24 protein-coding genes are annotated in these 23,585 nt (G+C 71.9%); 7 read left to right on the plus strand and 17 right to left on the minus strand.

Annotated features, from left to right (window positions below):
* The first annotated feature begins 134 nt into the window (after nucleotides 1-134).
* Nucleotides 135-803, plus strand: a complete 669-nt coding sequence (locus ACH4PU_RS28765) for a TrkA family potassium uptake protein (protein ID WP_152263938.1) — start codon at nucleotides 135-137, stop codon at nucleotides 801-803.
* A complete protein-coding gene (locus tag ACH4PU_RS28770; protein ID WP_004949287.1) occupies nucleotides 803-1,480 on the plus strand; it encodes a TrkA family potassium uptake protein in 678 nt (225 codons plus the stop codon). The genes ACH4PU_RS28765 and ACH4PU_RS28770 overlap by 1 nt, the downstream gene beginning before the upstream one ends.
* Nucleotides 1,481-1,604: 124 nt before the next feature.
* Here the strand turns inward: ACH4PU_RS28770 and ACH4PU_RS28775 are convergent, their stop codons facing one another.
* From ACH4PU_RS28775 to ACH4PU_RS28790, 4 genes are all read right to left on the minus strand, one after another.
* Nucleotides 1,605-2,354, minus strand: coding sequence for a DUF3159 domain-containing protein (locus ACH4PU_RS28775; RefSeq protein WP_398278175.1), 750 nt, complete (start codon nucleotides 2,352-2,354; stop codon nucleotides 1,605-1,607).
* A 3-nt stretch (nucleotides 2,355-2,357) separates the two neighbouring features.
* Nucleotides 2,358-2,756: an OB-fold nucleic acid binding domain-containing protein gene (locus ACH4PU_RS28780; RefSeq protein WP_185943286.1), complete on the minus strand. Its 399-nt coding sequence runs from the start codon at nucleotides 2,754-2,756 to the stop codon at nucleotides 2,358-2,360.
* Nucleotides 2,757-2,939: 183 nt separating this feature from the next.
* Nucleotides 2,940-3,629 carry a response regulator gene (locus ACH4PU_RS28785; RefSeq protein WP_185943287.1) on the minus strand — a complete coding sequence of 230 codons (690 nt, stop codon included), beginning with the start codon at nucleotides 3,627-3,629 and terminating at the stop codon, nucleotides 2,940-2,942.
* Between the two features lie 88 nt (nucleotides 3,630-3,717).
* Nucleotides 3,718-6,270 (minus strand): ATP-binding protein, encoded by a 2,553-nt coding sequence (locus tag ACH4PU_RS28790; protein ID WP_398278179.1) that lies wholly within the window; start codon nucleotides 6,268-6,270, stop codon nucleotides 3,718-3,720.
* Between the two features lie 286 nt (nucleotides 6,271-6,556).
* Between ACH4PU_RS28790 and ACH4PU_RS28795 the strand changes: the two genes are divergently transcribed.
* Nucleotides 6,557-7,321, plus strand: coding sequence for an SDR family oxidoreductase (locus ACH4PU_RS28795; protein ID WP_398278182.1), 765 nt, complete (start codon nucleotides 6,557-6,559; stop codon nucleotides 7,319-7,321).
* A 50-nt stretch (nucleotides 7,322-7,371) separates the two neighbouring features.
* On the opposite strand, the gene kdpC is transcribed toward ACH4PU_RS28795, so the two are convergent.
* From kdpC to ACH4PU_RS28830, 7 genes are all read right to left on the minus strand, one after another.
* Nucleotides 7,372-8,022: a potassium-transporting ATPase subunit KdpC gene (kdpC, locus tag ACH4PU_RS28800; RefSeq protein ID WP_398278185.1), complete on the minus strand. Its 651-nt coding sequence runs from the start codon at nucleotides 8,020-8,022 to the stop codon at nucleotides 7,372-7,374.
* 7 nt (nucleotides 8,023-8,029) lie between these two features.
* The gene (kdpB, locus tag ACH4PU_RS28805) at nucleotides 8,030-10,141 is read right to left on the minus strand and encodes a potassium-transporting ATPase subunit KdpB (RefSeq protein WP_398278188.1); all 2,112 of its coding nucleotides are present in this window, start codon (nucleotides 10,139-10,141) and stop codon (nucleotides 8,030-8,032) included.
* The gene (gene kdpA, locus ACH4PU_RS28810) at nucleotides 10,138-11,829 is read right to left on the minus strand and encodes a potassium-transporting ATPase subunit KdpA (protein ID WP_398278191.1); all 1,692 of its coding nucleotides are present in this window, start codon (nucleotides 11,827-11,829) and stop codon (nucleotides 10,138-10,140) included. Before kdpA ends, kdpB begins: the two co-directional genes overlap by 4 nt.
* Nucleotides 11,830-11,837: 8 nt before the next feature.
* Nucleotides 11,838-11,927, minus strand: a complete 90-nt coding sequence (gene kdpF, locus ACH4PU_RS28815) for a K(+)-transporting ATPase subunit F (protein ID WP_171162596.1) — start codon at nucleotides 11,925-11,927, stop codon at nucleotides 11,838-11,840.
* Nucleotides 11,928-12,241: 314 nt separating this feature from the next.
* Complete coding sequence (locus tag ACH4PU_RS28820; protein WP_185943293.1) at nucleotides 12,242-13,009, minus strand: DUF3710 domain-containing protein; 768 nt, start codon at nucleotides 13,007-13,009, stop codon at nucleotides 12,242-12,244.
* Between the two features lies 1 nt (nucleotide 13,010).
* Nucleotides 13,011-13,511, minus strand: coding sequence for a dUTP diphosphatase (dut, locus tag ACH4PU_RS28825; protein WP_004949305.1), 501 nt, complete (start codon nucleotides 13,509-13,511; stop codon nucleotides 13,011-13,013).
* Entirely contained in the window at nucleotides 13,508-14,092 is a 585-nt protein-coding gene (locus ACH4PU_RS28830; protein ID WP_398278197.1) for a PaaI family thioesterase, read from the minus strand. Before ACH4PU_RS28830 ends, dut begins: the two co-directional genes overlap by 4 nt.
* 59 nt (nucleotides 14,093-14,151) lie before the next feature.
* Here ACH4PU_RS28830 and ACH4PU_RS28835 point away from each other — a divergent pair, with 59 nt between their 5' ends.
* Nucleotides 14,152-14,619, plus strand: coding sequence for a DUF3093 domain-containing protein (locus ACH4PU_RS28835; RefSeq protein ID WP_398278200.1), 468 nt, complete (start codon nucleotides 14,152-14,154; stop codon nucleotides 14,617-14,619).
* 22 nt (nucleotides 14,620-14,641) lie between these two features.
* Here ACH4PU_RS28835 and ACH4PU_RS28840 read toward each other — a convergent pair whose 3' ends face one another.
* From ACH4PU_RS28840 to ACH4PU_RS28855, 4 genes are all read right to left on the minus strand, one after another.
* Nucleotides 14,642-15,490: a hypothetical protein gene (locus ACH4PU_RS28840; RefSeq protein WP_398278203.1), complete on the minus strand. Its 849-nt coding sequence runs from the start codon at nucleotides 15,488-15,490 to the stop codon at nucleotides 14,642-14,644.
* Nucleotides 15,491-15,504: 14 nt separating this feature from the next.
* On the minus strand, nucleotides 15,505-15,801 hold the full coding sequence (locus tag ACH4PU_RS28845) for a DUF4193 domain-containing protein (protein WP_004949312.1): 297 nt from the start codon (nucleotides 15,799-15,801) through the stop codon (nucleotides 15,505-15,507).
* Nucleotides 15,802-16,248: 447 nt separating this feature from the next.
* Nucleotides 16,249-17,538, minus strand: a complete 1,290-nt coding sequence (locus ACH4PU_RS28850) for a sensor histidine kinase (RefSeq protein ID WP_398278207.1) — start codon at nucleotides 17,536-17,538, stop codon at nucleotides 16,249-16,251.
* Nucleotides 17,539-17,542: 4 nt separating this feature from the next.
* The gene (locus tag ACH4PU_RS28855; RefSeq protein WP_223770666.1) at nucleotides 17,543-18,196 is read right to left on the minus strand and encodes a response regulator transcription factor; all 654 of its coding nucleotides are present in this window, start codon (nucleotides 18,194-18,196) and stop codon (nucleotides 17,543-17,545) included.
* A 371-nt stretch (nucleotides 18,197-18,567) separates the two neighbouring features.
* On the opposite strand from ACH4PU_RS28855, the gene ACH4PU_RS28860 reads away from it, so the two are divergent.
* Nucleotides 18,568-18,735, plus strand: coding sequence for a hypothetical protein (locus ACH4PU_RS28860; RefSeq protein ID WP_004949318.1), 168 nt, complete (start codon nucleotides 18,568-18,570; stop codon nucleotides 18,733-18,735).
* Between the two features lie 93 nt (nucleotides 18,736-18,828).
* Here the strand turns inward: ACH4PU_RS28860 and ACH4PU_RS28865 are convergent, their stop codons facing one another.
* A complete protein-coding gene (locus tag ACH4PU_RS28865) occupies nucleotides 18,829-19,638 on the minus strand; it encodes an inositol monophosphatase family protein (RefSeq protein WP_398278212.1) in 810 nt (269 codons plus the stop codon).
* A 36-nt stretch (nucleotides 19,639-19,674) separates the two neighbouring features.
* Nucleotides 19,675-20,802, minus strand: a complete 1,128-nt coding sequence (locus tag ACH4PU_RS28870; RefSeq protein WP_398278215.1) for a ferrochelatase — start codon at nucleotides 20,800-20,802, stop codon at nucleotides 19,675-19,677.
* A gap of 194 nt (nucleotides 20,803-20,996) precedes the next feature.
* Here ACH4PU_RS28870 and ACH4PU_RS28875 point away from each other — a divergent pair, with 194 nt between their 5' ends.
* Together ACH4PU_RS28875 and ACH4PU_RS28880 are read left to right on the plus strand one after the other, a co-directional pair.
* Nucleotides 20,997-22,301: an MFS transporter gene (locus tag ACH4PU_RS28875; RefSeq protein ID WP_398278218.1), complete on the plus strand. Its 1,305-nt coding sequence runs from the start codon at nucleotides 20,997-20,999 to the stop codon at nucleotides 22,299-22,301.
* Nucleotides 22,240-23,580: a D-arabinono-1,4-lactone oxidase gene (locus tag ACH4PU_RS28880; protein WP_398278221.1), complete on the plus strand. Its 1,341-nt coding sequence runs from the start codon at nucleotides 22,240-22,242 to the stop codon at nucleotides 23,578-23,580. The genes ACH4PU_RS28875 and ACH4PU_RS28880 overlap by 62 nt, the downstream gene beginning before the upstream one ends.
* The last annotated feature ends 5 nt before the right edge of the window (nucleotides 23,581-23,585 follow it).

The following is a 23,585-nucleotide window of genomic DNA, read 5'->3' on the forward strand; positions in this document are numbered from 1 at the left end:
CGAACCGGTACCGCCGGCCGCCCGCACGGGGAGCGGCGGCCCGGGGGACGCCGTAGGGGCTCGGATGAGCAGGAAGAAGTGAGCAGGGTGTTGGTGCAGGTCAACGCGGAATTCCGGAGTACGGGGCAGGCGTCGTGCACATTGTGATCATGGGGTGTGGGCGGGTCGGTTCGGCCCTGGCCCAGACTCTGGAGCAGCAAGGCCACACGGTCGCGGTCGTCGACCAGGACCCGACCGCCTTCCGGCGCCTCGGCTCCGGCTTCGGCGGGCGACGGGTGACCGGGGTCGGATTCGACCAGGACACCCTGCGCGAGGCGGGCATCGAGGAGGCCGGCGCCTTCGCCGCGGTCAGCAGCGGCGACAACTCCAACATCATCGCGGCCCGGGTGGCACGCGAGATGTTCGGCGTCGAGAACGTCGCGGCCCGCATCTACGACCCGCGCCGCGCGGAGGTCTACCAGCGGCTGGGCATCCCCACGGTGGCCACGGTCCGCTGGACCGCCGACCAGATGCTGCGGCGTCTGCTGCCGTCCGGCGCGGAGCCGCTGTGGCGCGACCCCACCGGGGGCGTCCAGCTGGCCGAGATCCCGGTCGCGGAGGCGTGGATAGGGCACCGGATCAGCAAGCTCCAGGAGGAGACCGGGGTCCGGGTGGCCTTCCTCACCCGGCTGGGCGAGGCGGTCCTCCCGTCGTCCTCGACGGTGCTGCAGGAGGGTGACCTGGTGCATGTGATGATGCGCACCGACGAGGTCGAGACGGTGGAGGCCGCGTTCGCGCAGGGCCCCGAGGAAGGTGGCCACTGATGCGCGTCGCAATCGCGGGAGCGGGCGCCGTCGGCCGTTCCATCGCCGGCGAGCTGCTGGAGAACGGGCACGAGGTCCTGCTGATCGACAAGGCTCCGTCCGCCATCTCGGTGGAGCGGGTGCCGCTGGCCGAGTGGCTGCTGGCCGACGCCTGCGAGATCACCTCGCTCGACGAGGCGGCGCTCCAGCGCTGCAACGTGGTCATCGCGGCGACCGGCGACGACAAGGTCAACCTCGTCGTCTCGCTGCTCGCCAAGACGGAGTACGGGGTCCCACGCGTCGTGGCGCGGGTGAACAACCCCAAGAACGAGTGGCTCTTCAACGAGTCCTGGGGCGTGGACGTCGCCGTCTCGACGCCGCGCCTGATGTCGGCCCTGGTCGAGGAGGCGGTGAGCGTCGGCGACCTGGTCCGGCTGCTGCGCTTCAGCCAGGGCGACGCCAACCTGGTCGAGCTGACGCTGCCCCCGGAGGCGGCGCTGGCCGGGACGCGCGTCGGCGACGTGGACTGGCCCGAGGACACCTCCCTGGTCACCATCATCCGCGGCAACCGCGTCCTCACCCCCAACAAGGAGGACGCCCTGGAGGCCGGCGACGAGCTGCTGTTCGTCGCGGCGCCCGCGCGGGAGGAGCAGCTGGAGGACCTGCTGTCCGTCCGGCGCGAGGAACCCACGGACTGAGCACGGTGTGCGAGAGCCCCCGGGACGACGTGTCCCGGGGGCTCTCGCACATGTGCTCGCGGTGGTACGGACGGCGCGCGCCGCGGACGCTACGAGGTGCCCGCCGCCCGTGAGGTCACCGGCGTCACGAGGTCACCCTGTCCTCCGCTGCGCTCCCCGAGGCCTCGGCCTCGCGCTCGGCGGCCTCCGCCGCCTCCATCTCCGCGAACACGTCGATCGGCGGCGGCGCCTTGGCCAGGAAGATCCAGGTCAGATAGACGGAGAGCAGCATCGGCGGGATGCCGAGCGCCACCTTGACCCAGCCCAGCTGCGTCGCGTCGCCCCACCAGTACAGCGGGAAGAGGATCGCGGACTTGGCGAGCAGGATCAGCCCCCAGGCCCAACTGGCCTTGGTGTACGCCTTCTTGCGGCCGGGGTTGCGGGTGCGCCAGGAGAGGTTCTCCTTGAACACCGGGCCCAGGATCAGGCCGAGCAGCGGACAGCCGAGCACGGCCGTCACGATGTAGGCGACCGCCAGGCCGAGGGTGTAGAGCATGCCCGGCAGGTAGAAGTTCTTGGCGTCGCCGGACATCATCGCGAAGACCGCGCCGAAGGCCACGCCGAAGACGCCGCTGAAGGCGTGCTTGAGGGTGTCCTTGCGGACCAGCCGGGCGACACCGAGCACCAGGGACAGCGCCAGGGCGGCGATGGCGGCGGTGTGGATGTCCCGCTTGACCGTGAAGACCGCGACGAACACCAGGCCGGGGACGGTGGTCTCCACCATGCCCCGGACCCCGCCGAACGCCTCGAACAGGGCGGCTTCGGTGGCCGAGCGGGAACCGTCGTCCCGGTGCTTTCCGGTCGGCCGGTCCATCGGTTCGTCGAGAGACGACAAGGGCTACTCCTGTCCGAGCGGTCGGAGTTCGTATCGGGGGTTGAACAGCACTCTCCGGCCGTGGCTCATGGAGATCCGGCCGGAGGCGATCAGCTTACGGCCCGGTTCTATGCCGGCGATGGAGCGGCGCCCCAGCCAGACGACGTCCAGGGCGGCGGAGCCGTCGAACAGCTCTGCCTCCAGGGCGGGCACCCCGGCCCGGGGGCGCAGGGTGACGGTCCGCAGCGTTCCGGTGACCGTGACGATCTGCCGGTCACCGCAGTCACCGATCTTGGTGCAGCCCACCGCTTCCGCGTCCTGCTGCAGCTCCGCGTCGTGCAGCTCCTCCTGTGAGGTGGAAAGCCGGTCGAGCATCCGGCGGAAGCGGCCGGTCGGCTTGTCGGAACGGGATACGGCACTCATGAAACCAGCGTACCGGGGCCGGGGAGGCCCCTTGCAGTCTCCGGTCACGGCTTTCCCGAACGGCACAGGAGCCCCGGCCCAGCCGCCTCACAGCTCGAGCCGGTACCCCACCCCCGGCTCAGTGATACCGCGTCCCCCGGGGGCAACCCCCGAACCCCCGGCCGCCTCGGTCCGCCCGCCGCCTCACAGCTCGAACCGATACCCCATCCCCGGCTCAGTGATGAAGTGCTTCGGATGCGAGGGATCCTGCTCCAGCTTGCGCCGCAGCTGTGCCATGTACACCCGCAGGTAGTTCGTCTCCGTCCCGTACGACGGCCCCCACACCTCCTGGAGCAGCTGCTTCTGGCTGACGAGCCGGCCCGTGTTGCGGACCAGCACCTCCAGCAGGTGCCACTCCGTCGGCGTGAGCCGGACGTCCCGGCCGCCGCGGTTGACCTTCTTCGCCGCCAGGTCGACCGTGAAGGCCCCGGTCTCGACGATCGCGTCGTCGCCCGCCGCCGCGGCCCCCGTGGGCTCGGCGCGGCGGACGGCCGCGCGCAGCCGGGCCAGCAGTTCGTCCATGCCGAACGGCTTGGTGACGTAGTCGTCGGCGCCCGCGTCCAGGGCCTCGACCTTCTCGTCGGAGGTCTGGCGGGCCGAGAGCACCAGGATCGGCACCCGGGTCCAGCCGCGCAGCCCCTTGATCACTTCAACGCCGTCCATGTCGGGCAGGCCCAGGTCGAGGATGACGACGTCGGGGTGGCGGGCGGCGGCGAGCTGGAGGGCGGTGGCGCCGTCGGGGGCCGCGTCGACCTCGTACTTGCGGGCCTTGAGGTTGATCACAAGAGCGCGGACGATCTGCGGCTCGTCATCCACCACGAGCACCCGGTTCATGCGGAACCACCTCTGCTGTTCGAGCGGACCCCGTCCTGGGGGCCGCGGAGAAATCGACGGGGAGCGGCCTGGCGGCCCGCGTGGCGGCTCACGTCGTCGCCTGCGCCGGCAGGTCCGCGCGCACCGGCGGGCGTCCCGCCGCCATCCGCAGCGTGAGCACCATCGTCATGCCGCCGCCGGGCGTGTCCTCGGCGGCGAGCGTGCCGCCCATGGCCTCGGCGAAGCCGCGGGCCACCGCGAGGCCCAGCCCGACGCCGGCGCCGCGCGGGGCGTCGCCGTAGCGCTGGAAGGGCTCGAAGATGCGGTCCTTGGCGCTGTCGGGGACGCCGGGGCCGCGGTCGGCCACCCGTACCTCGACGCGGTCGCCGAGGGCGCTGGCGGCCACGTGGACGGGCGTGCCGGCCGGGCTGTACTTGACGGCGTTCTCGACGATGTTGGCGACGCTGCGCTCCAGCAGGCCCGGGTCGACGGCGACCATCGGCAGCGTCTCCGGGATGTCGAGCGTGACGCTGCCCTCCGGGACGCCGCCGAGGGCCATCGGGACCACCTCGTCGAGGTCGATCTCGCGGATGAGCGGGGTGACGGTACCGGTCTGGAGGCGGGACATGTCGAGGAGGTTGCCGACGAGGTGGTCGAGGCGGTCGGCGCCGTCCTCGATGCCGGCCAGCAGCTCGGCCTCGTCCTCCTCGGACCAGGCGACGTCGTCGGAGCGCAGCGAGGTGACGGCGGCCTTGATGGCGGCCAGCGGGGTGCGCAGGTCGTGGCTGACGGCGGCGAGCAGGGCGGTGCGGATCCGGTTGCCCTCGTCCAGCCTGCGGGCCCGCTCGGCCTCGCCGACCAGCCGCTGGCGGTCCAGGACGAGGGCGGCCTGGGCGGCGAAGGCGGCCAGCACCCGGCGGTCCTCGGCGGGCAGCACGCGGCCGGCGAGGACCAGCGCCATGGTGTCGCCGACGGGCATGTCCACGTCGCCGTCCTCGGGGCGCAGCAGCGGCTTGCCGGAGTTGCCGACGACGCTCGCGGCGCAGGTCCAGGGGTCGACGTCGCTGGCACGTTCCAGGAGGGCGACGGAGTCCATGGAGAAGGTCTCCCGCAGCCGCTCCAGCAGCGCCTCCAGGCTGTTGTCGCCGCGCAGCACGCTGCCGGCCAGGAACGAGAGGATCTCCGACTCGGCGCGCAGCCGGGCCGCCTGGTGGGTGCGGCGGGCGGCGAGGTCGACGACGGAGGCCACGGACACGGCGACGAAGATGAAGATCGCCATGGCGACGATGTTCTTGGGGTCGGTGATCGTCAGCTCGTGGAGGGGCTTGGTGAAGAACCAGTTCAGCAGGAGCGAGCCGAAGGCCGCCGAGGCCAGCGCCGGCAGCAGTCCGCCCAGCAGCGCCGCGGCCACCGTCATGCACAGGCACAGCAGCATGTCGTTGGCCAGGCCCAGGTCCGGGAGGACGTGTGTGAGCAGCAGGGTGAGCAGGACGGGCCCGACGAGGCCGACGAGCCAGCCGGCGACGATGCGGCCCTTGCCGAGCCGGGCGCCGCGGGCGACGGGCAGCCCCCGGCCCTTGGCGACCTCCTCGTGGGTGACGATGTGGACGTCGAGGTCGGGGCCCGAGTCCCGGGCGACGGTCTGCCCGACGCCGGGGCCGAAGATGTACTGCCAGGTCTTGCGGCGGCTGGAGCCGAGGACGATCTGGGTGGCGTTGACGCCGCGCGCGAACTCCAGCAGGGAGGCAGGCACGTCGTCGCCTATGACGTGGTGGAAGGTGCCGCCCAGGTCCTCCACGAGGGTCCGCTGGACCGCCAGCTCCTTGGGGGAGGCGGCGGTCAGCCCGTCGCTGCGGGCGATGTAGACGGCGAGGATCTCGCTGCCGGAGCCCTTGGCCGCCATCCGGGCGGCGCGCCGGATGAGGGTGCGGCCCTCGGGGCCGCCGGTGAGGCCCACGACGATGCGCTCGCGGGCCTGCCATATCGTCGAGACGTCGTGGTCGGAGCGGTACTGCCGCAGGTACTCGTCGACCCGGTCGGCGGTCCACAGCAGGGCCAGCTCACGCAGGGCGGTGAGGTTGCCGGGGCGGAAGTAGTTGGAGAGGGCCGCGTCGACCTTGTCGGGCTTGTAGATGTTGCCGTGCGCCATGCGCCGGCGCAGCGCCTGGGGAGACATGTCGACGAGCTCGATCTGGCCGGCCCGGCGGACGACCTCGTCGGGGACGGTCTCCTGCTGGCGCACGCCCGTTATCGACTCGACGACGTCGCCCAGCGACTCCAGGTGCTGGATGTTGAGGGTCGAGACGACGTCGATGCCGGCCTGGAGCAGCTCCTCGACGTCCTGCCAGCGCTTGGTGTTGCGCGAGCCGGGGACGTTGGTGTGGGCCAGTTCGTCGACGAGGGCGACGGCGGGGCGGCGGGCCAGGACGGCGTCCACGTCCATCTCGGTGAAGACGCCGTCCCGGTAGGTGATCTCGCGGCGGGGCACCTCCTCCAGGCCGTGCAGCATGACCTCGGTGCGCGGGCGGCCGTGGTGCTCCACGAACCCCACGACGACGTCGGTGCCGCGCTCCACCCGTCGATGGGCCTCGGAGAGCATGGCGTAGGTCTTGCCGACGCCCGGTGCCGCACCGAGGTAGATCCGGAGATTGCCGCGTCCCATGGCCCCATTGTCTTTCAAACGTCGCGCCGGGGACCGGGCCGGTTCTCCGTCCTGGATGCCGCACCGGCGCGCAGGGGAAGCTTACGGCGGGCGGTCCGGACATATCGGGCGCGCGGGGAGCGTACACCGGGTATTGACGCAGCTCTGACGCCTGCCCGGCCCGGTGAGGGGGGCGCGGACGCACCGGCAGGCACACCAGGACGTTCCGGAATAACGTGGAGGTATCGCCCTCCACCCGAGACGCAGCCCGAATGATCTTCGAGACCCTCACGACGAGGAGGGACACATGTCCGCTCGACCCGATCGCACACTCCGGGACAAGGTCGTCGTGATCGGCGGCGCCTCCCGCAACCTCGGCCGCCTGATCGCGCGCGAGATCGCCCCGGACGGCGCCAAGGTGGTCGTCCACTACAACAGCGACTCCTCGCGCGACAAGGCCGAGCAGACGGCCGGGGACGTCAGGAAGGCCGGCGGCGAGGCCGTTACGCACCAGGGCGACCTGACCCGGGTCGCCGAGGTGGAGAAGCTCTTCGACGCGGCGGTGCGGGAGTTCGGCAGGGTCGACTGCGTGGTCAACACGGCGGGCATGGTCATCAAGAAGCCGATGACCGAGACCACCGAGGAGGAGTTCGACAGGATGTTCGCCGTCAACACCAAGGCGGCGTACTTCATGATGCGCGAGGCCGCCAAGCGCGTGGAGGACGGCGGGAAGATCATCACCATCGTCACCTCGCTGCTGGCCGCCTACACCGGTCTGTACTCCGTGTACGCCGGCAGCAAGGCGCCTGTCGAGCACTTCACCCGGGCCCTGTCCAAGGAACTGTTCGGCCGGAACATCTCCGTCAACAACATCGCCCCCGGCCCCATGGACACCGGCTTCTTCTACCCGGCCGAGACGGACGACTCCATCGCGTACCACAAGTCGTCCGCCATGAACGGCGATCTGACGAAGATCGAGGACATCGTCCCGTATGTGAGGTTCCTGCTCACGGACGGCTGGTGGCTCAACGGGCAGACGCTGTTCGTCAACGGCGGCTACACCACCCGCTGACAGGGCGAAGGGCCGCGCCGGACGGATCCGGCGCGGCCCTCGGCGCCGCCTCACCGGGAGGCGGCCAGCTCCTTCAACGCGACGTTCAGCTTCAGCACGTTGACGCGCTCCTCCCCCATGAAGCCCAGCTGCCGCCCGTCCGTGTGGTCCTTCACCAGCCGCTCGACCGCGCCGGCCGAGAGGCCGTTGGCCTTGGCGACGCGGGCCGCCTGGAGGCGGGCGTACGCCGGGGAGATGTCCGGGTCCACGCCGGAGGCCGACGCCGTGAGGGCGTCCACCGGAACCGCCGACGGGGAGACCCCGTTGAAGGCGGCGACGTCCGCGCGGCGCTTCTCGACGCTCTCCAGCAGCACCTTGCTGTCGGCCGCCAGGTTGGAGGCGCCCGAGACGAGCAGGCTGTACCGGGTGTTCTCGGTGTTGGCCCCGGCCGCCGAGGGGCGCGGCTGGAAGAACTTCGGGTCGGGCAGCGGGTTGCCGTCCTTGTCCTTCTTGTCGAGCGTGTAGCTCTGGCCGAGCAGCGCCGAGCCGACGGACTTGCCGTCCACCTTCACCTCGGAGCCGTTCGCCTTGTCGTGGAAGGCCAGTTGGGCCAGGCCCGTGACGACCAGCGGGTAGATCACGCCGCAGACCACGGTGAGGACGAGCAGGGCCCGGAGCCCGGCTCCCGCCACCCGGGCGGCGCTGCGTACGGAGATGTTCATGGTGTCGTCACCCGATGCCAGGGATGAGGGAGATGAGCAGGTCGATGATTTTGATGCCGATGAACGGGGAGACGAGGCCGCCCAGTCCGTAGATCAGGAGATTGCGGCGGAGCATCGCGTCCGCGCTCATGGGTCGGTAGCGCACACCCTTGAGGGCGAGCGGGACCAGCGCCACGATGATCAGGGCGTTGAAGATCACGGCCGACAGGATGGCCGTCTGGGGCGAGTACAGGCTCATGATGTTGAGCTTGTCCAGGCCGGGATAGGCCACCGCGAACATCGCCGGGATGATCGCGAAGTACTTCGCGACGTCGTTGGCGATCGAGAAGGTGGTGAGCGCGCCGCGCGTGATGAGCAGCTGCTTGCCGATCTCGACGATCTCGATGAGCTTGGTGGGGTCGGAGTCCAGGTCCACCATGTTCCCGGCCTCCTTGGCGGCCGAGGTGCCGGTGTTCATCGCGACGCCGACGTCGGCCTGGGCCAGCGCGGGCGCGTCGTTCGTCCCGTCGCCGGTCATCGCCACGAGCTTGCCGCCGGCCTGCTCGCGCTTGATGAGGGCCATCTTGTCCTCGGGGGTGGCCTCGGCGAGGAAGTCGTCGACGCCGGCCTCCTCGGCGATGGCCTTGGCCGTCAGCGGGTTGTCGCCCGTGATCATGACGGTCTTGATGCCCATGCGGCGCAGTTCCTCGAACCGCTCGCGCATGCCGTCCTTGACGACGTCCTTGAGGTGGATGACGCCCAGGACGCGCGCGCCCTTGTCGTCTTCGAGTGCCACCAGCAGCGGAGTGCCGCCCGCCTGCGAGATCTCGTCGGTGAGCGTCCGGGCGTCCGCGGCGACGGTGCCGCCGCGCTCCTCGACCCAGGCGATGACCGAACCGGTGGCGCCCTTGCGGACCTTGCGGCCCTCGACGTCCACGCCCGACATCCGGGTCTGCGCCGTGAACGGGATCCACTCGGCGCCGGCCAGCTCGCCCTCGTGCCGCTCCCGCAGCCCGTACTTCTCCTTGGCGAGGACGACGATCGAGCGGCCCTCCGGCGTCTCGTCGGCGAGCGACGACAGCTGCGCCGCGTCCGCGACCTCGGCGGCCATGGTGCCCTTGACCGGGACGAACTCGGCGGCCTGCCGGTTGCCGTAGGTGATGGTGCCGGTCTTGTCGAGCAGCAGCGTCGAGACGTCGCCCGCGGCCTCCACCGCGCGCCCGGACATCGCCAGGACGTTCCGCTGCACCAGCCGGTCCATGCCGGCGATGCCGATCGCCGACAGCAGCGCGCCGATCGTGGTCGGGATGAGGCAGACCAGCAGGGCCGCCAGGACGATCATCGTCTGCTCGGCGCCCGCGTAGATCGCGAACGGCTGGAGGGTGACGACCGCCAGCAGGAAGACGATGGTCAGCGAGGCCAGCAGGATGTTGAGCGCGATCTCGTTCGGCGTCTTCTGCCGGGCCGCGCCCTCCACCAGGTTGATCATCCGGTCGATGAAGGTCTCGCCCGGCTTGGTGGTGATCTTGATGACGATGCGGTCGGAGAGCACCTTGGTGCCACCGGTGACGGCCGAGCGGTCGCCGCCGGACTCCCGGATCACCGGGGCCGACTCGCCCGTGATCGCCGATTCGTCGACGGAGGCCACGCCCTCGACGACGTCGCCGTCGCCCGGGATGATGTCGCCCGCCTCGCAGACCACGAGGTCGCCCACGCGCAGCTCGGTCCCCGGCACCGACTCCTCGCTCCCGCCGGTCAGCCGGCGGGCCACGGTGTCGGTCTTCGCCTTGCGCAGGGTGTCGGCCTGCGCCTTGCCCCGGCCCTCGGCGACGGCCTCCGCGAGGTTGGCGAAGAGGACGGTCAGCCACAGCCAGACGGTGATCGTCCAGCCGAACCAGTCGCCCGGGTCCTTCAGGGCCAGCGCGGTGGTGACCACCGAGCCGACCTCGACCACGAACATCACCGGGGACTTGACCATCACCCGGGGGTCGAGCTTCCGGAAGGCGTCCGGCAGCGACCTGACGAGCTGCGCGGGGTCGAAGAGGCCGCCGGAGACCCGGCCGTGCTCCTCGGGGCCGTGGGCCCGCTCGCCGCCCTCGGGGTCTCCGGAGGCGGTACGGACAGGGGTGGTCGTGCTCATGAGAGTCCCTCCGCCATCGGGCCAAGGGCCAGGGCCGGGAAGTAGGTCAAGCCGGTGATGACGATGATCGCGCCGACGAGCAGTCCGGCGAACAGCGGCTTCTCGGTGCGCAGGGTGCCCGCGGTCTCCGGCACGGGCTGCTGCTCGGCGAGCGAGCCGGCCAGCGCCAGGACGAAGACCATCGGGAGGAAGCGGCCGAGCAGCATGGCGAGGCCGATCGTGGTGTTGTACCAGGGGGTGTTGGCGTTGAGGCCGGCGAAGGCCGAGCCGTTGTTGTTGGCGCCGGACGTGAACGCGTACAGAACCTCGGAGAAGCCGTGCGCCCCGCTGCCGTGCACCGAGTTCCCCGCGGTGTTGAGGATCGACTCCGGCGGCGACGACAGCGCCATCGACAGGGCGGTGAAGCCCAGCGCCAGCGTCGGCGTGACGAGGATGTAGCAGGCGGCGAGCTTGATCTCGCGGGTGCCGATCTTCTTGCCCAGGTACTCCGGCGTCCGGCCGACCATCAGGCCCGCGATGAACACCGCGATGATCGCCATGACGAGCATGCCGTAGAGGCCGGAGCCGACGCCGCCGGGCGCGATCTCGCCGAGCATCATGCCCAGCAGGGTGATCCCGCCACCGAGGCCGGTGAACGAGGAGTGGAACGAGTCCACCGCGCCGGTCGAGGTGAGGGTCGTGGTCGTCGCGAAGATCGCCGACGCCCCGACGCCGAACCGCTGCTCCTTGCCCTCCATCGCCCCGCCGGCCGCCTGCAGCGCGGCGCCGTGGTGGGCGTACTCCGTCCACATCATCAGCGCCGTGAAGCCGAGCCAGATCAGACCCATCGTGGCGAGGATCGCGTAGCCCTGCTTGACGTTGCCGACCAGCTTCCCGAAGGTGCGGGTGAGCGCGAACGGGATGACGAGGATCAGGAAGATCTCGAAGAGGTTGGAGAACGCGTTCGGGTTCTCGAAGGGGTGGGCGGAGTTGGCGTTGAAGTAACCGCCGCCGTTGGTGCCCAGCTCCTTGATGACCTCCTGCGAGGCCACGGCGCCGCCGTTGACCTGCTGGGTGCCGCCGGTCAGCTGCCCGATCTCGTGGATCCCCGCGAAGTTCTGGATCGCGCCGCAGGCCACCAGGACCAGCGCGCCGACCACCGAGATCGGGATCAGGATGCGGACGGTGCCGCGCACCAGGTCGGTCCAGAAGTTGCCGAGCTCACCGGTGCGGGCCCGGGCGAAGCCCCGGACCAGCGCGATGGCGACGGCCATGCCGACCGCGGCGGAGACGAAGTTCTGCACCGCCAGGCCGAGCGTCTGCACGGCGTGGCCCATGGCCTGCTCGCCGCTGTACGACTGCCAGTTGGTGTTGGCGACGAACGACGCGGCGGTGTTGAACGCCTGGTCGGGCGAGATCGCGGTGAAGCCGAGCGACAGCCGGCCGGGCAGGACGCCCTGGATCCGCTGGAGCAGGTAGAGGAACAGGACGCTCGCCAGCGAGAAGGCCAGCACGCCGCGCAGGTACGCGGGCCAGCGCATCTGCGCCCGCGGATCCGCGCCGATCAGGCGGTAGATCCACTTCTCGGGGCGCAGGTGCTTCTCGGAGCTGTAGACGCCGGCCATGTAGTCGCCGAGCGGGCGGTACGCCAGCGCCAGCGCCGCGACGACCGCGGTGAGCTGGAGGACTCCGGAGAGGACGGGGCTCATATCTGTGCTCAGAACCTCTCCGGGAAGACGAGGGCGAGGATCAGGTAGCCCAGCAGGGCGACGGCCACGACCAGGCCGACGATGTTCTCGGTGCTCACAGCTTCGTCACCCCCTTGGCGACGAGAGCCACCAGCGCGAAGACCGCGACTGCGGTGGCGACGAAGGCCACGTCGGCCATCGTGTTCTCCTAGAGAGTTCGGATATGAACGGACCTCTAGAGGAAACCTCCGCAATCAGTGCGCGGGGCGTTCGTTGACGCCTCCCTTACGGCCATTAGCGCCCCCTTGACGGGATCCATACGGAGGCGCCGGAGACCTGCGGAAACGCCGCCGGGCCGGAACCCTTGGCGTAGGGTTCCGGCCCGGTGGAGGGTCGATATCAGGCCGTCGGCGACGGCCGTTGACGGAGGGTGTCAGCGGACCTCGGAGATCTCCGGGCCGCGCTGGAGGCGCTCCACGCCCCCGGCGAACCGGGAGCCCTGCTGCTCGTCCTGCATGCCCTCGGCGACCATCTGGGCGTCGTCGGGCAGCTTCAGGACGATCGGGTCGCGGGGCGCCATCGGCGACTCGCCGCGCACCACGACGGTGTCCCGGAAGATCTGCTCCAGCATTCCGGCGGTCTGCGGCTGCACCGCGCCCTGGCCCGAGATCACACCGCGCAGGAACCAGCGCGGCCCGTCACAGCCCACGAAGCGCACCAGCTGCACGCCGTTCGTCCCGTCCGGGAGGGCGACGGGCACCTGTGCCCGCAGCTCCCAGCCCAGCGGGCCCTGCACCTCGTCCACGACACCGCCCTGCTGGGTGATGCCGCCGGCGATCTCGTCCCGCACCTCGTGCCAGATGCCCTCGCGCTTGGGGGCGGCGAACGCCTGGAGCTGCACCGCGCTGTCGCGCAGCACCACGGTCGCGGCGACGATCGCGTCCCCCGCGACCTCGACCCGCAGCTCCATTCCCTCGACGCCCGGCACGAACAGGCCGCCCAGGTCGACCCGGCCCTCGGCGGGTGCGTGGACCTCGGAGACGTCCCACGGCCCGTCCGGGCGCGGTTCCGGCTCCAGCCGGACCCGGCTCTCGGCCGCGGCGTCCTGTACGGACTCCGCACCCTCGGCGGACTCCTCGGAGGTCACGTCGTCGAACTGCTCGACGGCGTCCTCGCTGCGCTTGCGGCGACGACCGAACACGTCACTGTCCTTCCCGGTCAGAGGCGACCGAAGCGAATCCATGCCCCACGGCGGCGTGGCCCCCGGTGGACCCGAAGCCCCCTTCGCCCCGCGCCGAGCCGGGAAGCTCCGCCACCTCGTGGAAGCGGACCTTCTCGACCTGCTGGACAACCAACTGGGCAACGCGGTCGAACCTCTCGAACCGCACGCTCTCGCGCGGGTCCAGATTGACCACAATCACCTTGATCTCTCCACGGTACCCGGCATCGATGGTCCCCGGGGCGTTCACCATGGAGACCCCGCACCGGGCCGCGAGACCCGAACGTGGATGCACGAAGGCCGCATACCCATCGGGCAGCGCGATCGACACACCCGTCGGGAGAACGGCGCGTTCGCCGGGGGCGAGCACGGCCGCCTCGGTGGTCACGAGGTCGCAGCCGGCGTCACCGGGGTGACCGTAGGCGGGGACCGGCACCTCGGGGTCGAGGCGGCGGATCAGGACGTCGACGGGCGGACGGCTCACGGGTTCACCTCGAAGGCTCGGACGACCTTGACCTGATCCGGGTCGGCGAGCGCCGCGTTGATCTCTTCCGGGCGGCCGTTGTTGATGAAGTGCTCCACCTTGACCTCGATGAAGACCGCGTCCGCGCGGACCGCGACCGGCCCTTCGGGGCCGCCGAGCCGCCCGGTGGCCGTGCAGTAGATCTTGCGGTGGTGGACGGCGACGGCCTTCGCCTCCAGGTACAGCACGCTGTCCACGGGGACGGGCCGCAGGAAGTCCGTCTCCAGCCGGCCGGTGACGGCGATGACCCGGGTCAGCCAGTTCAGCGACCCCAGGGTCTCGTCCAGCGCCGTCGCCAGCACGCCGCCGTGCGCCAGGCCGGGGGCTCCCTGGTGCGCTTCCTTGACCCGGAACTCGGCCGTCACGGCCACGCCCTCACCGGCCCGCACCTCCAGGTGCAGACCGTGCGGCACGCCCGCGCCACAGCCGAAGCAGTTCTCGTAGTGCGCCCCGATGACCTCGCCCGGCACGGGGGCCTCGGGGTGCCGCACCGGCGGTCCGGCGTCGGCCGGCGGTGTCAGCGCTGTCGTTCGTCCACTCACAGGGGCTGACCTTACCCGCGCGAGCGGTGCCCGGTCCCGCCCGTGCCAAGCTTGAGCCCATGCAGCACTACGAAGAACGCCTGACCGCGCCGCGCTCCTGGTGGACCATCGCCGTTCTGATCGGGGTGGCCTGCGCCCTGATCACGCTGCCGCTCGGCACCATCCCGATGCTCGGCGGACTGGTCGTCGGCGGAGCACTGGCGACGATCGCCGTGAGCGCCTACGGCTCGGTGCGGATCCGGGTGGTGGGCGACACCCTGCTGGCCGGGGACGCACGGATTCCGTGCGCGGCGCTGGGCGCCGCCGAGGTCCTGGACGCGGAGGAGGCGCGGGCCTGGCGCACCCACAAGGCCGACAGCCGGGCGTTCATGCTGCTGCGCGGCTACGTCCCCACCGCCCTGCGGATCGAGGTCACGGATCCGGCCGACCCGACGCCGTACCTGTACCTGTCGACCCGCTCCCCCGAGCGGCTGGCCGCGGCGGTGGCGGCGGGGCGGGAGTCGGCCGCCAAGGCCGACCAGGGCTGACCGGAACCCTCCCCAGGCGGGGTCAGGACGCGCCCTGAGGCCCCTCCGGCGGCGGCAGCGCGGCCCAGGGCACCTGGCGGCGGCGCAGGTCGGCGCGGACCTTCTCGGCCAGCCTGCGGGTGTCCCGGCGGTTCATCACGGCCCCGACGGTCGCGCCGATCATGAACGGTGTGAGGTTGGGGAGGTTGCGGAAGGTGCGCTTGAGGACCCGCTGGCGCAGCTCACGGCGGAGCTGCCCGCCGAGCGCCGCGTTGACGCTGGTCGGTTTGGTGACGTCCACCCCGCGCTCGTCGGCCCAGGCCGCGAGGTAGGCGAGCGCGCGCTGGCGCAGTGTGCCGGGCGCCCGGAGGCCGTAGACCTCGTGCAGCTCGGCGATCAGTTTGAACTCCACGGCTGCGACGCCGACGATCTCGGCGGCGAGCTCGGCCGGCATGGCCGGCGGGACGGGCAGCATGGCCGCCGCCCCGATGCCGGCTCCCACGGTGGACGTGCCGTTGGCGGCGCCGGACACCAGTTTGTCGGCGATCTCCTCCGGGCCGAGGCCCGGGAACTGGGCGCGCAGGGTCGCCAGATCGCGTACGGGGACGCGGGGGGCGTTGGCGACGATCCGGTCGACGACGGCGCTCAGGCTCGTCCGTACGCCCCGGGTCCATCGCCCCGCCCCGCCCTTCGGAGGACGCGCCTCCTCGGGCATTTCCTCACCGCGGCCGTGCGCGGCGGCGAGCGAGGCCTCCGGGCCCCGCTCGGCGTGCGCGCCGGCCGCTTCGTGCGCGCCCGTCACGGCGCGGTCGGGCCCGGCGGCGTCCCCCGTACGCCCAAGAGCCGTGGACCGCCGTGCGAGCCGCTTACGGAACGGTTCCGAGCCTGCCATTGCAGACCCCTTGCCTACTCGCAGTCGCGGCAGATGGGCTGGCCGTTCTTCTCACCGGCCAGCTGGCTGCGGTGGTGCACGAGGAAGCAGCTCATGCAGGTGAATTCGTCGGCCTGCCGGGGCAGGACGCGAACGGACAGCTCCTCGTTGGAAAGGTCCGCGCCCGGCAGCTCCAGGCCCTCGACGGCCTCGAACTCGTCGACGTCGACTGCCGAGGCCGACTTGTCGTTCCGCCGGGACTTCAGTTCCTCGATGCTGTCCTCGTTGACGTCATCGTCGGTCTTGCGTGGGGTGTCGTAGTCCGTTGCCATGTCGCTCTCCCCCTCTGGGTGTCTGCGGTGTCTCCAGCGCACGTAACGCGCGAGAGGCCGGACTTGTGCCCGACCCAAGGCGGAGATTTTGCCTCACATCAAGGTCTGTTACTCAATCGACACCCAACCGCACACCTGAAGAGGTGATGGGATCGGGTGGCGAACGGGACCGTACACGGTCCGCAGGCCGCTCGTGGCAGCGCCATCTCCTGTACTTCCCGTGATCAAGACCCCCGGAAACCCCCATTTTCCAGGCGTTCCCGTAGGGGATCCGATCACGGAGAGTGGACGGCCTGATGTCCCTCCGTGTGATCGATCACACACGAAGACAGCGTTCACCAGACCAGGAAAATTCCGCCCAAAGCGAACCTGTGTCCGCGCCATTGTCGCAGAATTCCGCGACCGGCGGAGTCTGTCAGGTTTCCGTCACCACCCACCGCGCTCCGCTCAGGCCGGCAGCACCACCCGCATGACGAGCCCGCCGCCCTCGCGGGGCTCCGCGGTGATCCGGCCGCCGTGCGCCCTGGCCACCGACCGCACGATGGACAGGCCGAGGCCGACGCCCTTGTCGCTGCCGGTGCGCTCGGTGCGCAGCCTGCGGAACGGCTCGAAGATGTTGTCCAGTTCGTAGGCGGGGACCACGGGTCCGGTGTTCTCCACCACCAGCACGGCCTCGCCGGGCCGGGACTCGGTGGTCACCTCCACCCAGCCGTCCTCCGGCACGTTGTACCGGACGGCGTTCTGCACCAGGTTCAGCGCGACGCGCTCCAGCAGGACGCCGTTGCCCTGCACGACGGCGGGCAGCCGCTCGCCCCGCAGCTCCACGCCCTTGGTCTGGGCCTCCCCGCGGGCCTGGTCGAGCGCCTGTGAGGCCACCTCGGCCAGGTCGACGGGCTTGCGGTCCACGATCTCGTTGTCGCTGCGGGCGAGCAGCAGCAGGCCCTCGACGAGCTGTTCGCTGCGCTCGTTGGTCGCCAGCAGCGTCTTGCCCAGCTGTTGGAGCTCGGGTGACGCCCCGGGATCGGAGAGGTGGACCTCCAGCAGCGTCCGGTTGATCGCCAGGGGTGTGCGCAACTCGTGCGAGGCGTTGGCCACGAAACGTTGCTGCGCGGTGAAGGCCCGTTCCAGCCGGTCCAGCATCTCGTCGAAGGTGTCCGAGAGCTCCTTCAGCTCGTCGTCCGGGCCGCCCAGCTCGATCCGCCGGGTCAGGTCCGTGGCGGCCACCCGGCGGGCGGTGCGGGTGATCTTACCGAGCGGCGAGAGGACGCGTCCGGCCATGGCGTAGCCGAAGGCGAACGCGATCACTGCCAGGCCGAGCAGGGCCAGCAGCGAGCGCCGGAGCAGGCCGTTGAGGGCTATGGCGCGCTGGTGGTTCATGCACACCTGGACGGCGTTCTCCAGCTCCCGGGCGTCGATCCGGCCGGGGCGGAGGGACGGGCAGGCGTTGCTGGTGCTCTCCAGATTGCCGTCGATGAAGCGGAACGGCAGGTAGCTGCCCTCCCGCATGGCGTCCGCCGCCAGCAGGTAGATGATCGTGAGCAGCAGGACGCCCGCCATCAGGAACATCCCGCCGTAGAGCAGGGTGAGCCGTATGCGGATGGTGGGCCGCAGCCAGGGGAAGGGCCGGACGACGGGCTGGCGCGGGTCCCAGGCGGGCCGTGGCGGGGCCGCGGGCCGGGGTGGGGGCTGGGAGGCCGCCGGCGGCGTGTTCGCCGGGGAGGGGGGCGTGGAGGCCATCGGGTCAGATCCGGTATCCGGAGCCGGGGACCGTGACGATCACGGGCGGCTCGCCGAGCTTGCGGCGCAGCGTCATGACGGTGACGCGGACGACGTTGGTGAAGGGGTCGGTGTTCTCGTCCCAGGCCTTTTCCAGCAATTGCTCGGCGGAGACGACGGCACCCTCGCTGCGCATCAGCACCTCCAGCACCGCGAACTCCTTGGGCGCCAGCTGCACCTCGCGACCGTCGCGGAACACCTCGCGGCGGTTGGGGTCGAGCCGGATGCCGGCCCGCTCCAGGACGGGCGGGAGGGCGACGGTGGTGCGCCGGCCCAGCGCGCGGACGCGGGCGATCAGCTCGCTGAAGGCGAAGGGCTTGGGCAGGTAGTCGTCGGCGCCGATCTCCAGGCCCTCGACGCGGTCGCTGACGTCGCCGGAGGCGGTGAGCATCAGGATGCGGGTGGCCAGCTGGAGCTCGACGACCTTGCGGCAGACGTCGTCGCCGTGGACCAGCGGCAGGTCGCGGTCGAGGACGACCACGTCGTAGTCGTTGACGGCGATGCGCTCCAGGGCGGCGGCCCCGTCGTACACGACGTCGACGGCCATGGCCTCCCGGCGCAGTCCGGTGGCGACGGCATCGGCGAGCAGCTGCTCGTCCTCGACGACGAGTACGCGCACGGGGCTCTTCCTTCCTCAGGGGCCCGACGGGCCTGGGATGCGGGGGTGGTTCCGGCGGCCCTGCGGGCAGGCCGGACGGCCACCGGTGGTGCCCTCCATCCTGCCCCGAACACCGATAAACCGGCTGTAAGGGGCTCTGGGGCCGCCGCCGGCGGCGGGTTCCCGTCCGTTTGCGGACGGGAGGTTTCCGCGCGGACGGGGGTGGGGAAGACGTCTGCACACCCGCGATCACGACCCCCATCCCGTGGTGCGCCATGACCACGCGGCACCGCGGGGGACCACCACGCACGTGATCGTCTTCCCCGGCCACCGTCCGGGGAACCCCCCGGCACACCCCCGTGCCACCGAGCCGACCCAGGAGGGGGCGCAGCATGGACGCGTTCACCGCCGGCATTCTGCAGCGCATAGAGACCACGCGGAGTGATCTCGACCGGGCCCGCCGCAGCGGAGACGACTTTCTCGTCGACATGGAACAGGCGGAACTGGAGGACCTGCACCGCCTCGCCGCGGAGCACGGCGTCGAGGTCAGCGCCGCCTGACCCTTGACCCGCCAAACGGGGGGAGCGCCCCGGTGCCTCGCGCGCCGGGGCGCTCCGCCGTGTGTGCCGCCGTACGCGCCGGGGGCGCCGGGGTCAGTCGTGCCAGGCGCCCAGCTCCTCCAAGCGGGCCTGGAGGGGCTCGAAGAAGCCGGGCGGGGCGGCGACGGCGAGCTCGCCGGACGCGGGCGCGCCGGGACGGCCGCCGGTGAGCGCCCCCGCCTCGCGGGCGACCAGGTCGCCGGCCGCGAGGTCCCAGGGGTTGAGCCCGCGCTCGTAGTAGCCGTCGAGCCGGCCGCAGGCGACGTCGCAGAGGTCGATGGCGGCGGATCCGCCGCGCCGGACGTCCCGGACCTCGGGCAGCAGCCGGCGGACCACCTCGGCCTGGGCGGTGCGGCGGGCGGTGAGATAGCCGAAGCCGGTGCCGAGGAGGGCCTGTTCGAAGGCGGGCGCGGGGCGGACGCGGAGCCGGCGGTCGCCGAGCCAGGCGCCCTCGCCGAGGACGGCCCGGTAGGTCTCGCCGCGCAGGGGTGCGGCCACCACGCCGACGACCGTCTCGCCGGCGTACTCGGCGGCTATGGAGACCGACCAGGACGGCAGCCCGTAGAGGTAGTTGACCGTGCCGTCGAGGGGGTCGACCACCCAGCGCACCCCGCTGGTGCCGGGGGTGCTGGCGCCCTCCTCGCCCAGCACGCCGTCGTCGGGCCGGTGCTCGGCGAGGAAGCCGGTGATCAGCTTCTCGGAGGCGAGGTCCATCTCGGTGACGACGTCGATGGGGCTGGTCTTGGTGGCCGCGACCCCGAGGTCGGCGGGGCGGCCGTCCCTCAGCAGCGCGCCGGCCCGCTCGGCGGCCTCCAGGGCCACGGACAGCAGCTCGGCCTTGAGGGCGTCGGTGGGGGCGTTCACGGGTGCTCCTTGCCTGATGGGGGGTGCGCGGCGGGGTCACGCGTAGGGGCTGTCCGCGCCCGCGGCGGCGGGGCGCGGCGCCCGGGCCGGGCAGCAGCCGACGGGGCAGAGGTCGTGCGAGGGGCCCAGGGCGCCCAGCGCGCAGCGCTCGGGCCGCTCGCCGCGCTCGGCGGCGGCCCGCTCCAGGACCAGCTCGCGGACGGCGGCGGCGAAGCGCGGGTCGGCGCCCACGGTCGCCGCGCGGGCGACGGGCAGGCCCAGCTCGACGGCCTTGGCCTTGGCCTCGGTGTCGAGGTCGTACTTGACCTCCATGTGGTCGGAGACGAAGCCGATGGGGACCATCACGACCGCGGGGGCGCCGTCGGCGTGCACCGCCTCCAGGTGGTCGCAGATGTCGGGTTCCAGCCACGGGATGTGGGGGGCGCCGCTGCGGGACTGGTAGACCAGCCGCCAGGGCCGGTCGGTCCCGGTCTCCTCGCGCACGGCGTCGGCGATGGTCCGGGCCACGTCGAGGTGCTGGGCGACGTAGGCGCCGCCGTCGCCGTGGTCCTCGGCCGGGCCGGAGGTGTCGGCGGCGGCCGTGGGGATGGAGTGGGTGGTGAAGGCGAGGTGCGCGCCGGCCCGGACGTCCTCGGGCAGCTCCGCGAGGGCCGCCAGGGTGGCGTCGGCCATGGGGCGGACGAAGCCGGGGTGGTTGAAGTAGTGGCGCAGCTTGTCGACGCGCGGGACGGGGAGCCCCTCGGCCTCCAGGGCGGCCAGCGCGTCGGCCAGGTTCTCCCGGTACTGGCGGCAGCCGGAGTAGGAGGCGTACGCGCTGGTGGCGAGGGTGAGCACGCGGCGCCGGCCGTCGCGGACCAGCTCGCGGAGGGTGTCGGTCAGGTACGGCGCCCAGTTGCGGTTGCCCCAGTACACCGGCAGGTCGGTGCCGCTCGCCGCGAACTCCTCGCGCAGGGCGCCCAGCAGTTCGCGGTTCTGGTCGTTGATGGGGCTGACGCCGCCGAACAGGAAGTAGTGCTGCCCGACCTCCTTGAGCCGCTCGCGGGGGATGCCCCGCCCGCGCGTCACGTTCTCCAGGAACGGGACGACGTCGTCCGGGCCTTCGGGGCCGCCGAAGGAGAGCAGCAGCAGGGCGTCGTACGGGGCGTGGGCTGGCTGATCCGACATGGTTACGATCCTGCCACCCCCCACTGACAGCCGCGTCACCCGGCACGGCGGGCCGGTGCGCGGAGGCGTCCGGGGACGGCGGGAAATACCGCGCGGCGAACAGAGGTTCACCCGTAACCTGTATGGGCCATCGAAGGCCCCTGCGGCACCCTCGTCATGAACCCCTCGTTCCTCTTCCTCAGGGCGGAGCCGGCTTGTCCAGTCCGTATCGCGCGATCTTCGCCGCGCCCGGTGCCAGGAGTTTCTCCGCGGCCGGGCTCTTCGCCCGTATGCCGCTGTCGATGATGGGCATCGGCATCGTGACGATGGTCTCCGAGATCACCGGGGAGTACGGGCTGGCGGGGGCGCTCTCCGCGGCACTCGCCCTGGCCACCGCGGCGATGGGACCGCAGGTCTCGCGGCTGGTCGACCGGTACGGGCAGCGGCGCGTGCTGCGGCCGGCCACCCTGTTCTCGGTGGCCGCGACGGCCTGTCTGCTGCTCGGCGCGCGGCTGCGGTGGCCGCACTGGACCCTCTTCGTCCTGGTGGCCGGCGTCGGCGCGGTGCCCAGCGTGGGCGCGATGGTGCGGGCCCGCTGGGCGGCCCTCTACCAGGACTCCCCCGGTCACCTGCACACCGCCTACTCCGCCGAGTCCGTGATCGACGAGCTCGTGTTCATCGTCGGCCCGGTCCTCGCCATCGGCCTGTCGACCGGCTGGTTCCCGGAGGCCGGGCCGCTGCTGGCGGGAGTCTTCCTGCTGCTCGGCGTCTTCTGGCTGACCGCCCAGCGCGCCACCGAGCCGCCGCCGTCCGGGACCGCGCACGGCGGGGGCGGATCCGCCCTGCGCTCGGGCGGGCTGCGGGTCCTCGTGGGGACCTCGGTGGCGTTGGGCGCCCTGTTCGGCTCCATCGAGGTCGTGACCGTCGCGTTCGCCGAGGCGCTGGGCCACAAGGCGCTGTCCAGCGTGGTGCTGGCCGTGTGGGCGCTCGGTTCCTGCATCGCGGGCACGGTGTTCGGCCTGCTGCGTCCCAAGGGCGAGCCCGCCCGCCGCTGGCTCGTCGGGGTCTGTGCGATGGCCGTGAGTATGATCCCCCTCCAACTGGTCGGGAACCTGGCGTCCCTGACCGTCGCGCTCTTCTTCGCGGGCCTGGCCATCGCACCCACGATGGTCACCACCATGGCCCTGGTCGAGCAGCACGTACCGCGCGCGAACCTGACCGAGGGCATGACCTGGGCGAGCACCGGGATGGCGGTCGGGGCGGCACTCGGTTCGTCCGCCGCCGGAGCGGTGGTGGACGCCGCGGGGGCCGGCGCGGGGTACGCGGTGCCCGGTGTGGCGGGAGCGCTGGCGGCCGTCGGGGCGTTCCTCGGGTACCGCCGGCTGCGGTCGGCGCCGGAGCGGGTGTCCCGGCGGACCGGGACGTCCGTCCCGCTGCCTAGGGGAGGGTCTGGCGCACATGACGGAGACACCAGCAAGGGCACGAACCACGGCGTCGGCGAAGACGAGCGCGTGGCGTAACTGGGCGGGGAACGTCACCGCCTTCCCGCTCCGGACGATCACTCCGGAGACGGTTCCGGAGCTGGCCCGGGCGGTGGCGTCCGCCGCCTCGGACGGGCTGCGGGTGAAGGCCGCCGGCTCGGGCCACTCGTTCACCGCCGCGGCCGCGACGGACGGGATACTGATCCGCCCGCACCGGCTGGCCGGGATACGGTCCGTCGACCGCGCGGCCGGCACGGTGACCGTGGGGGCCGGCACCCGGCTCGCCGATCTGAACCGGGCGCTGTCCGCGCGCGGCCTGTCGCTGACGAACATGGGCGACATCATGGAGCAGACGGTCTCCGGCGCCGTCAGCACCGGCACCCACGGCACCGGCCGCGACTCGGCCTCGATCGCCGCGCAGATCGCCGCCCTGGAGCTGGTCACCGCGGACGGCTCGGTGCTCTCCTGCTCGGCGACCGAGCACCCCGAGGTGTTCGCGGCGGCCCGGGTGGGCCTCGGCGCGCTGGGCGTGATCACGGCGATCACCTTCGCCGTGGAACCGGAGTTCCTGCTCACGGCGTGCGAGGAACCGATGTCCCTCGAACAGGTCACCTCCGAGTTCGACCGGCTCGCGACGGAGAACGAGCACTTCGAGTTCTACTGGTTCCCGCACACCGAGTGCTGCACCACCAAGCGCAACAACCGCAGCCAGGGCCCCGCCGCCCCGCTCGGCCGCCTCGGCGCCTGGGTGGACGACGAACTGCTGTCGAACGGGCTGTTCGGCGCGGTGTGCGCGGTCGGCCGGGCGGTGCCCGCGGCGGTGCCCTCCATCGCCCGCGTCACCGGCCGCGCCCTGTCCGCCCGTACCTACACCGACATCCCCTACCGGGTCTTCACCAGCCCCCGGCGGGTCCGCTTCGTGGAGATGGAGTACGCGCTGCCGCGCGAGGCCGCGGTTCCGGCGCTGCGCGAGCTGAAGGCGGTGATCGAGCGGCGGCGGCTGCGGGTCGCCTTCCCCGTCGAGGTGCGGACCGCGCCCGCCGACGACGTCTGGCTGTCGACCGCCTCCGGGCGCGACACCGTCTACCTCGCGGTGCACATGTACCGAGGCGCGCCGTACCAGGCGTACTTCTCGGCGGCGGAAGAGGTCATGGTCGCCCACGGCGGCCGGCCGCACTGGGGGAAGCTGCACGGCCGGGACGCCTCCTATCTGGCCGGGGCCTACCCGCGGTTCGCCGACTTCACGGCCGTGCGGGACCGGCTGGACCCCGACCGGGTGTTCGGCAACCCGTATCTGCGGCGGGTGCTCGGGGACTGAGCCGC

The sequence above is a fragment of the Streptomyces sp. NPDC021100 genome, from assembly GCF_044333095.1.
Taxonomy (GTDB): Bacteria; Actinomycetota; Actinomycetes; order Streptomycetales; family Streptomycetaceae; genus Streptomyces.

What these genes read in the sequence shown, in the direction of transcription:
- kdpA (WP_398278191.1), bottom strand. Translation starts at nt 11,829, where the DNA reads ATGAGCCCCGTCCTCTCCGGAGTCCTCCAGCTCACCGCGGTCGTCGCG.
- ACH4PU_RS28770 (WP_004949287.1), top strand. Translation starts at nt 803, where the DNA reads ATGCGCGTCGCAATCGCGGGAGCGGGCGCCGTCGGCCGTTCCATCGCC.
- kdpB (WP_398278188.1), bottom strand. Translation starts at nt 10,141, where the DNA reads ATGAGCACGACCACCCCTGTCCGTACCGCCTCCGGAGACCCCGAGGGC.
- ACH4PU_RS28870 (WP_398278215.1), bottom strand. Translation starts at nt 20,802, where the DNA reads ATGTCGGATCAGCCAGCCCACGCCCCGTACGACGCCCTGCTGCTGCTC.
- ACH4PU_RS28790 (WP_398278179.1), bottom strand. Translation starts at nt 6,270, where the DNA reads ATGGGACGCGGCAATCTCCGGATCTACCTCGGTGCGGCACCGGGCGTC.
- ACH4PU_RS28780 (WP_185943286.1), bottom strand. Translation starts at nt 2,756, where the DNA reads ATGAGTGCCGTATCCCGTTCCGACAAGCCGACCGGCCGCTTCCGCCGG.
- ACH4PU_RS28860 (WP_004949318.1), top strand. Translation starts at nt 18,568, where the DNA reads ATGGACGCGTTCACCGCCGGCATTCTGCAGCGCATAGAGACCACGCGG.
- kdpC (WP_398278185.1), bottom strand. Translation starts at nt 8,022, where the DNA reads ATGAACATCTCCGTACGCAGCGCCGCCCGGGTGGCGGGAGCCGGGCTC.
- ACH4PU_RS28840 (WP_398278203.1), bottom strand. Translation starts at nt 15,490, where the DNA reads ATGGCAGGCTCGGAACCGTTCCGTAAGCGGCTCGCACGGCGGTCCACG.
- ACH4PU_RS28795 (WP_398278182.1), top strand. Translation starts at nt 6,557, where the DNA reads ATGTCCGCTCGACCCGATCGCACACTCCGGGACAAGGTCGTCGTGATC.
- ACH4PU_RS28785 (WP_185943287.1), bottom strand. Translation starts at nt 3,629, where the DNA reads ATGAACCGGGTGCTCGTGGTGGATGACGAGCCGCAGATCGTCCGCGCT.
- ACH4PU_RS28835 (WP_398278200.1), top strand. Translation starts at nt 14,152, where the DNA reads ATGCAGCACTACGAAGAACGCCTGACCGCGCCGCGCTCCTGGTGGACC.
- ACH4PU_RS28845 (WP_004949312.1), bottom strand. Translation starts at nt 15,801, where the DNA reads ATGGCAACGGACTACGACACCCCACGCAAGACCGACGATGACGTCAAC.
- ACH4PU_RS28880 (WP_398278221.1), top strand. Translation starts at nt 22,240, where the DNA reads ATGACGGAGACACCAGCAAGGGCACGAACCACGGCGTCGGCGAAGACG.
- ACH4PU_RS28850 (WP_398278207.1), bottom strand. Translation starts at nt 17,538, where the DNA reads ATGGCCTCCACGCCCCCCTCCCCGGCGAACACGCCGCCGGCGGCCTCC.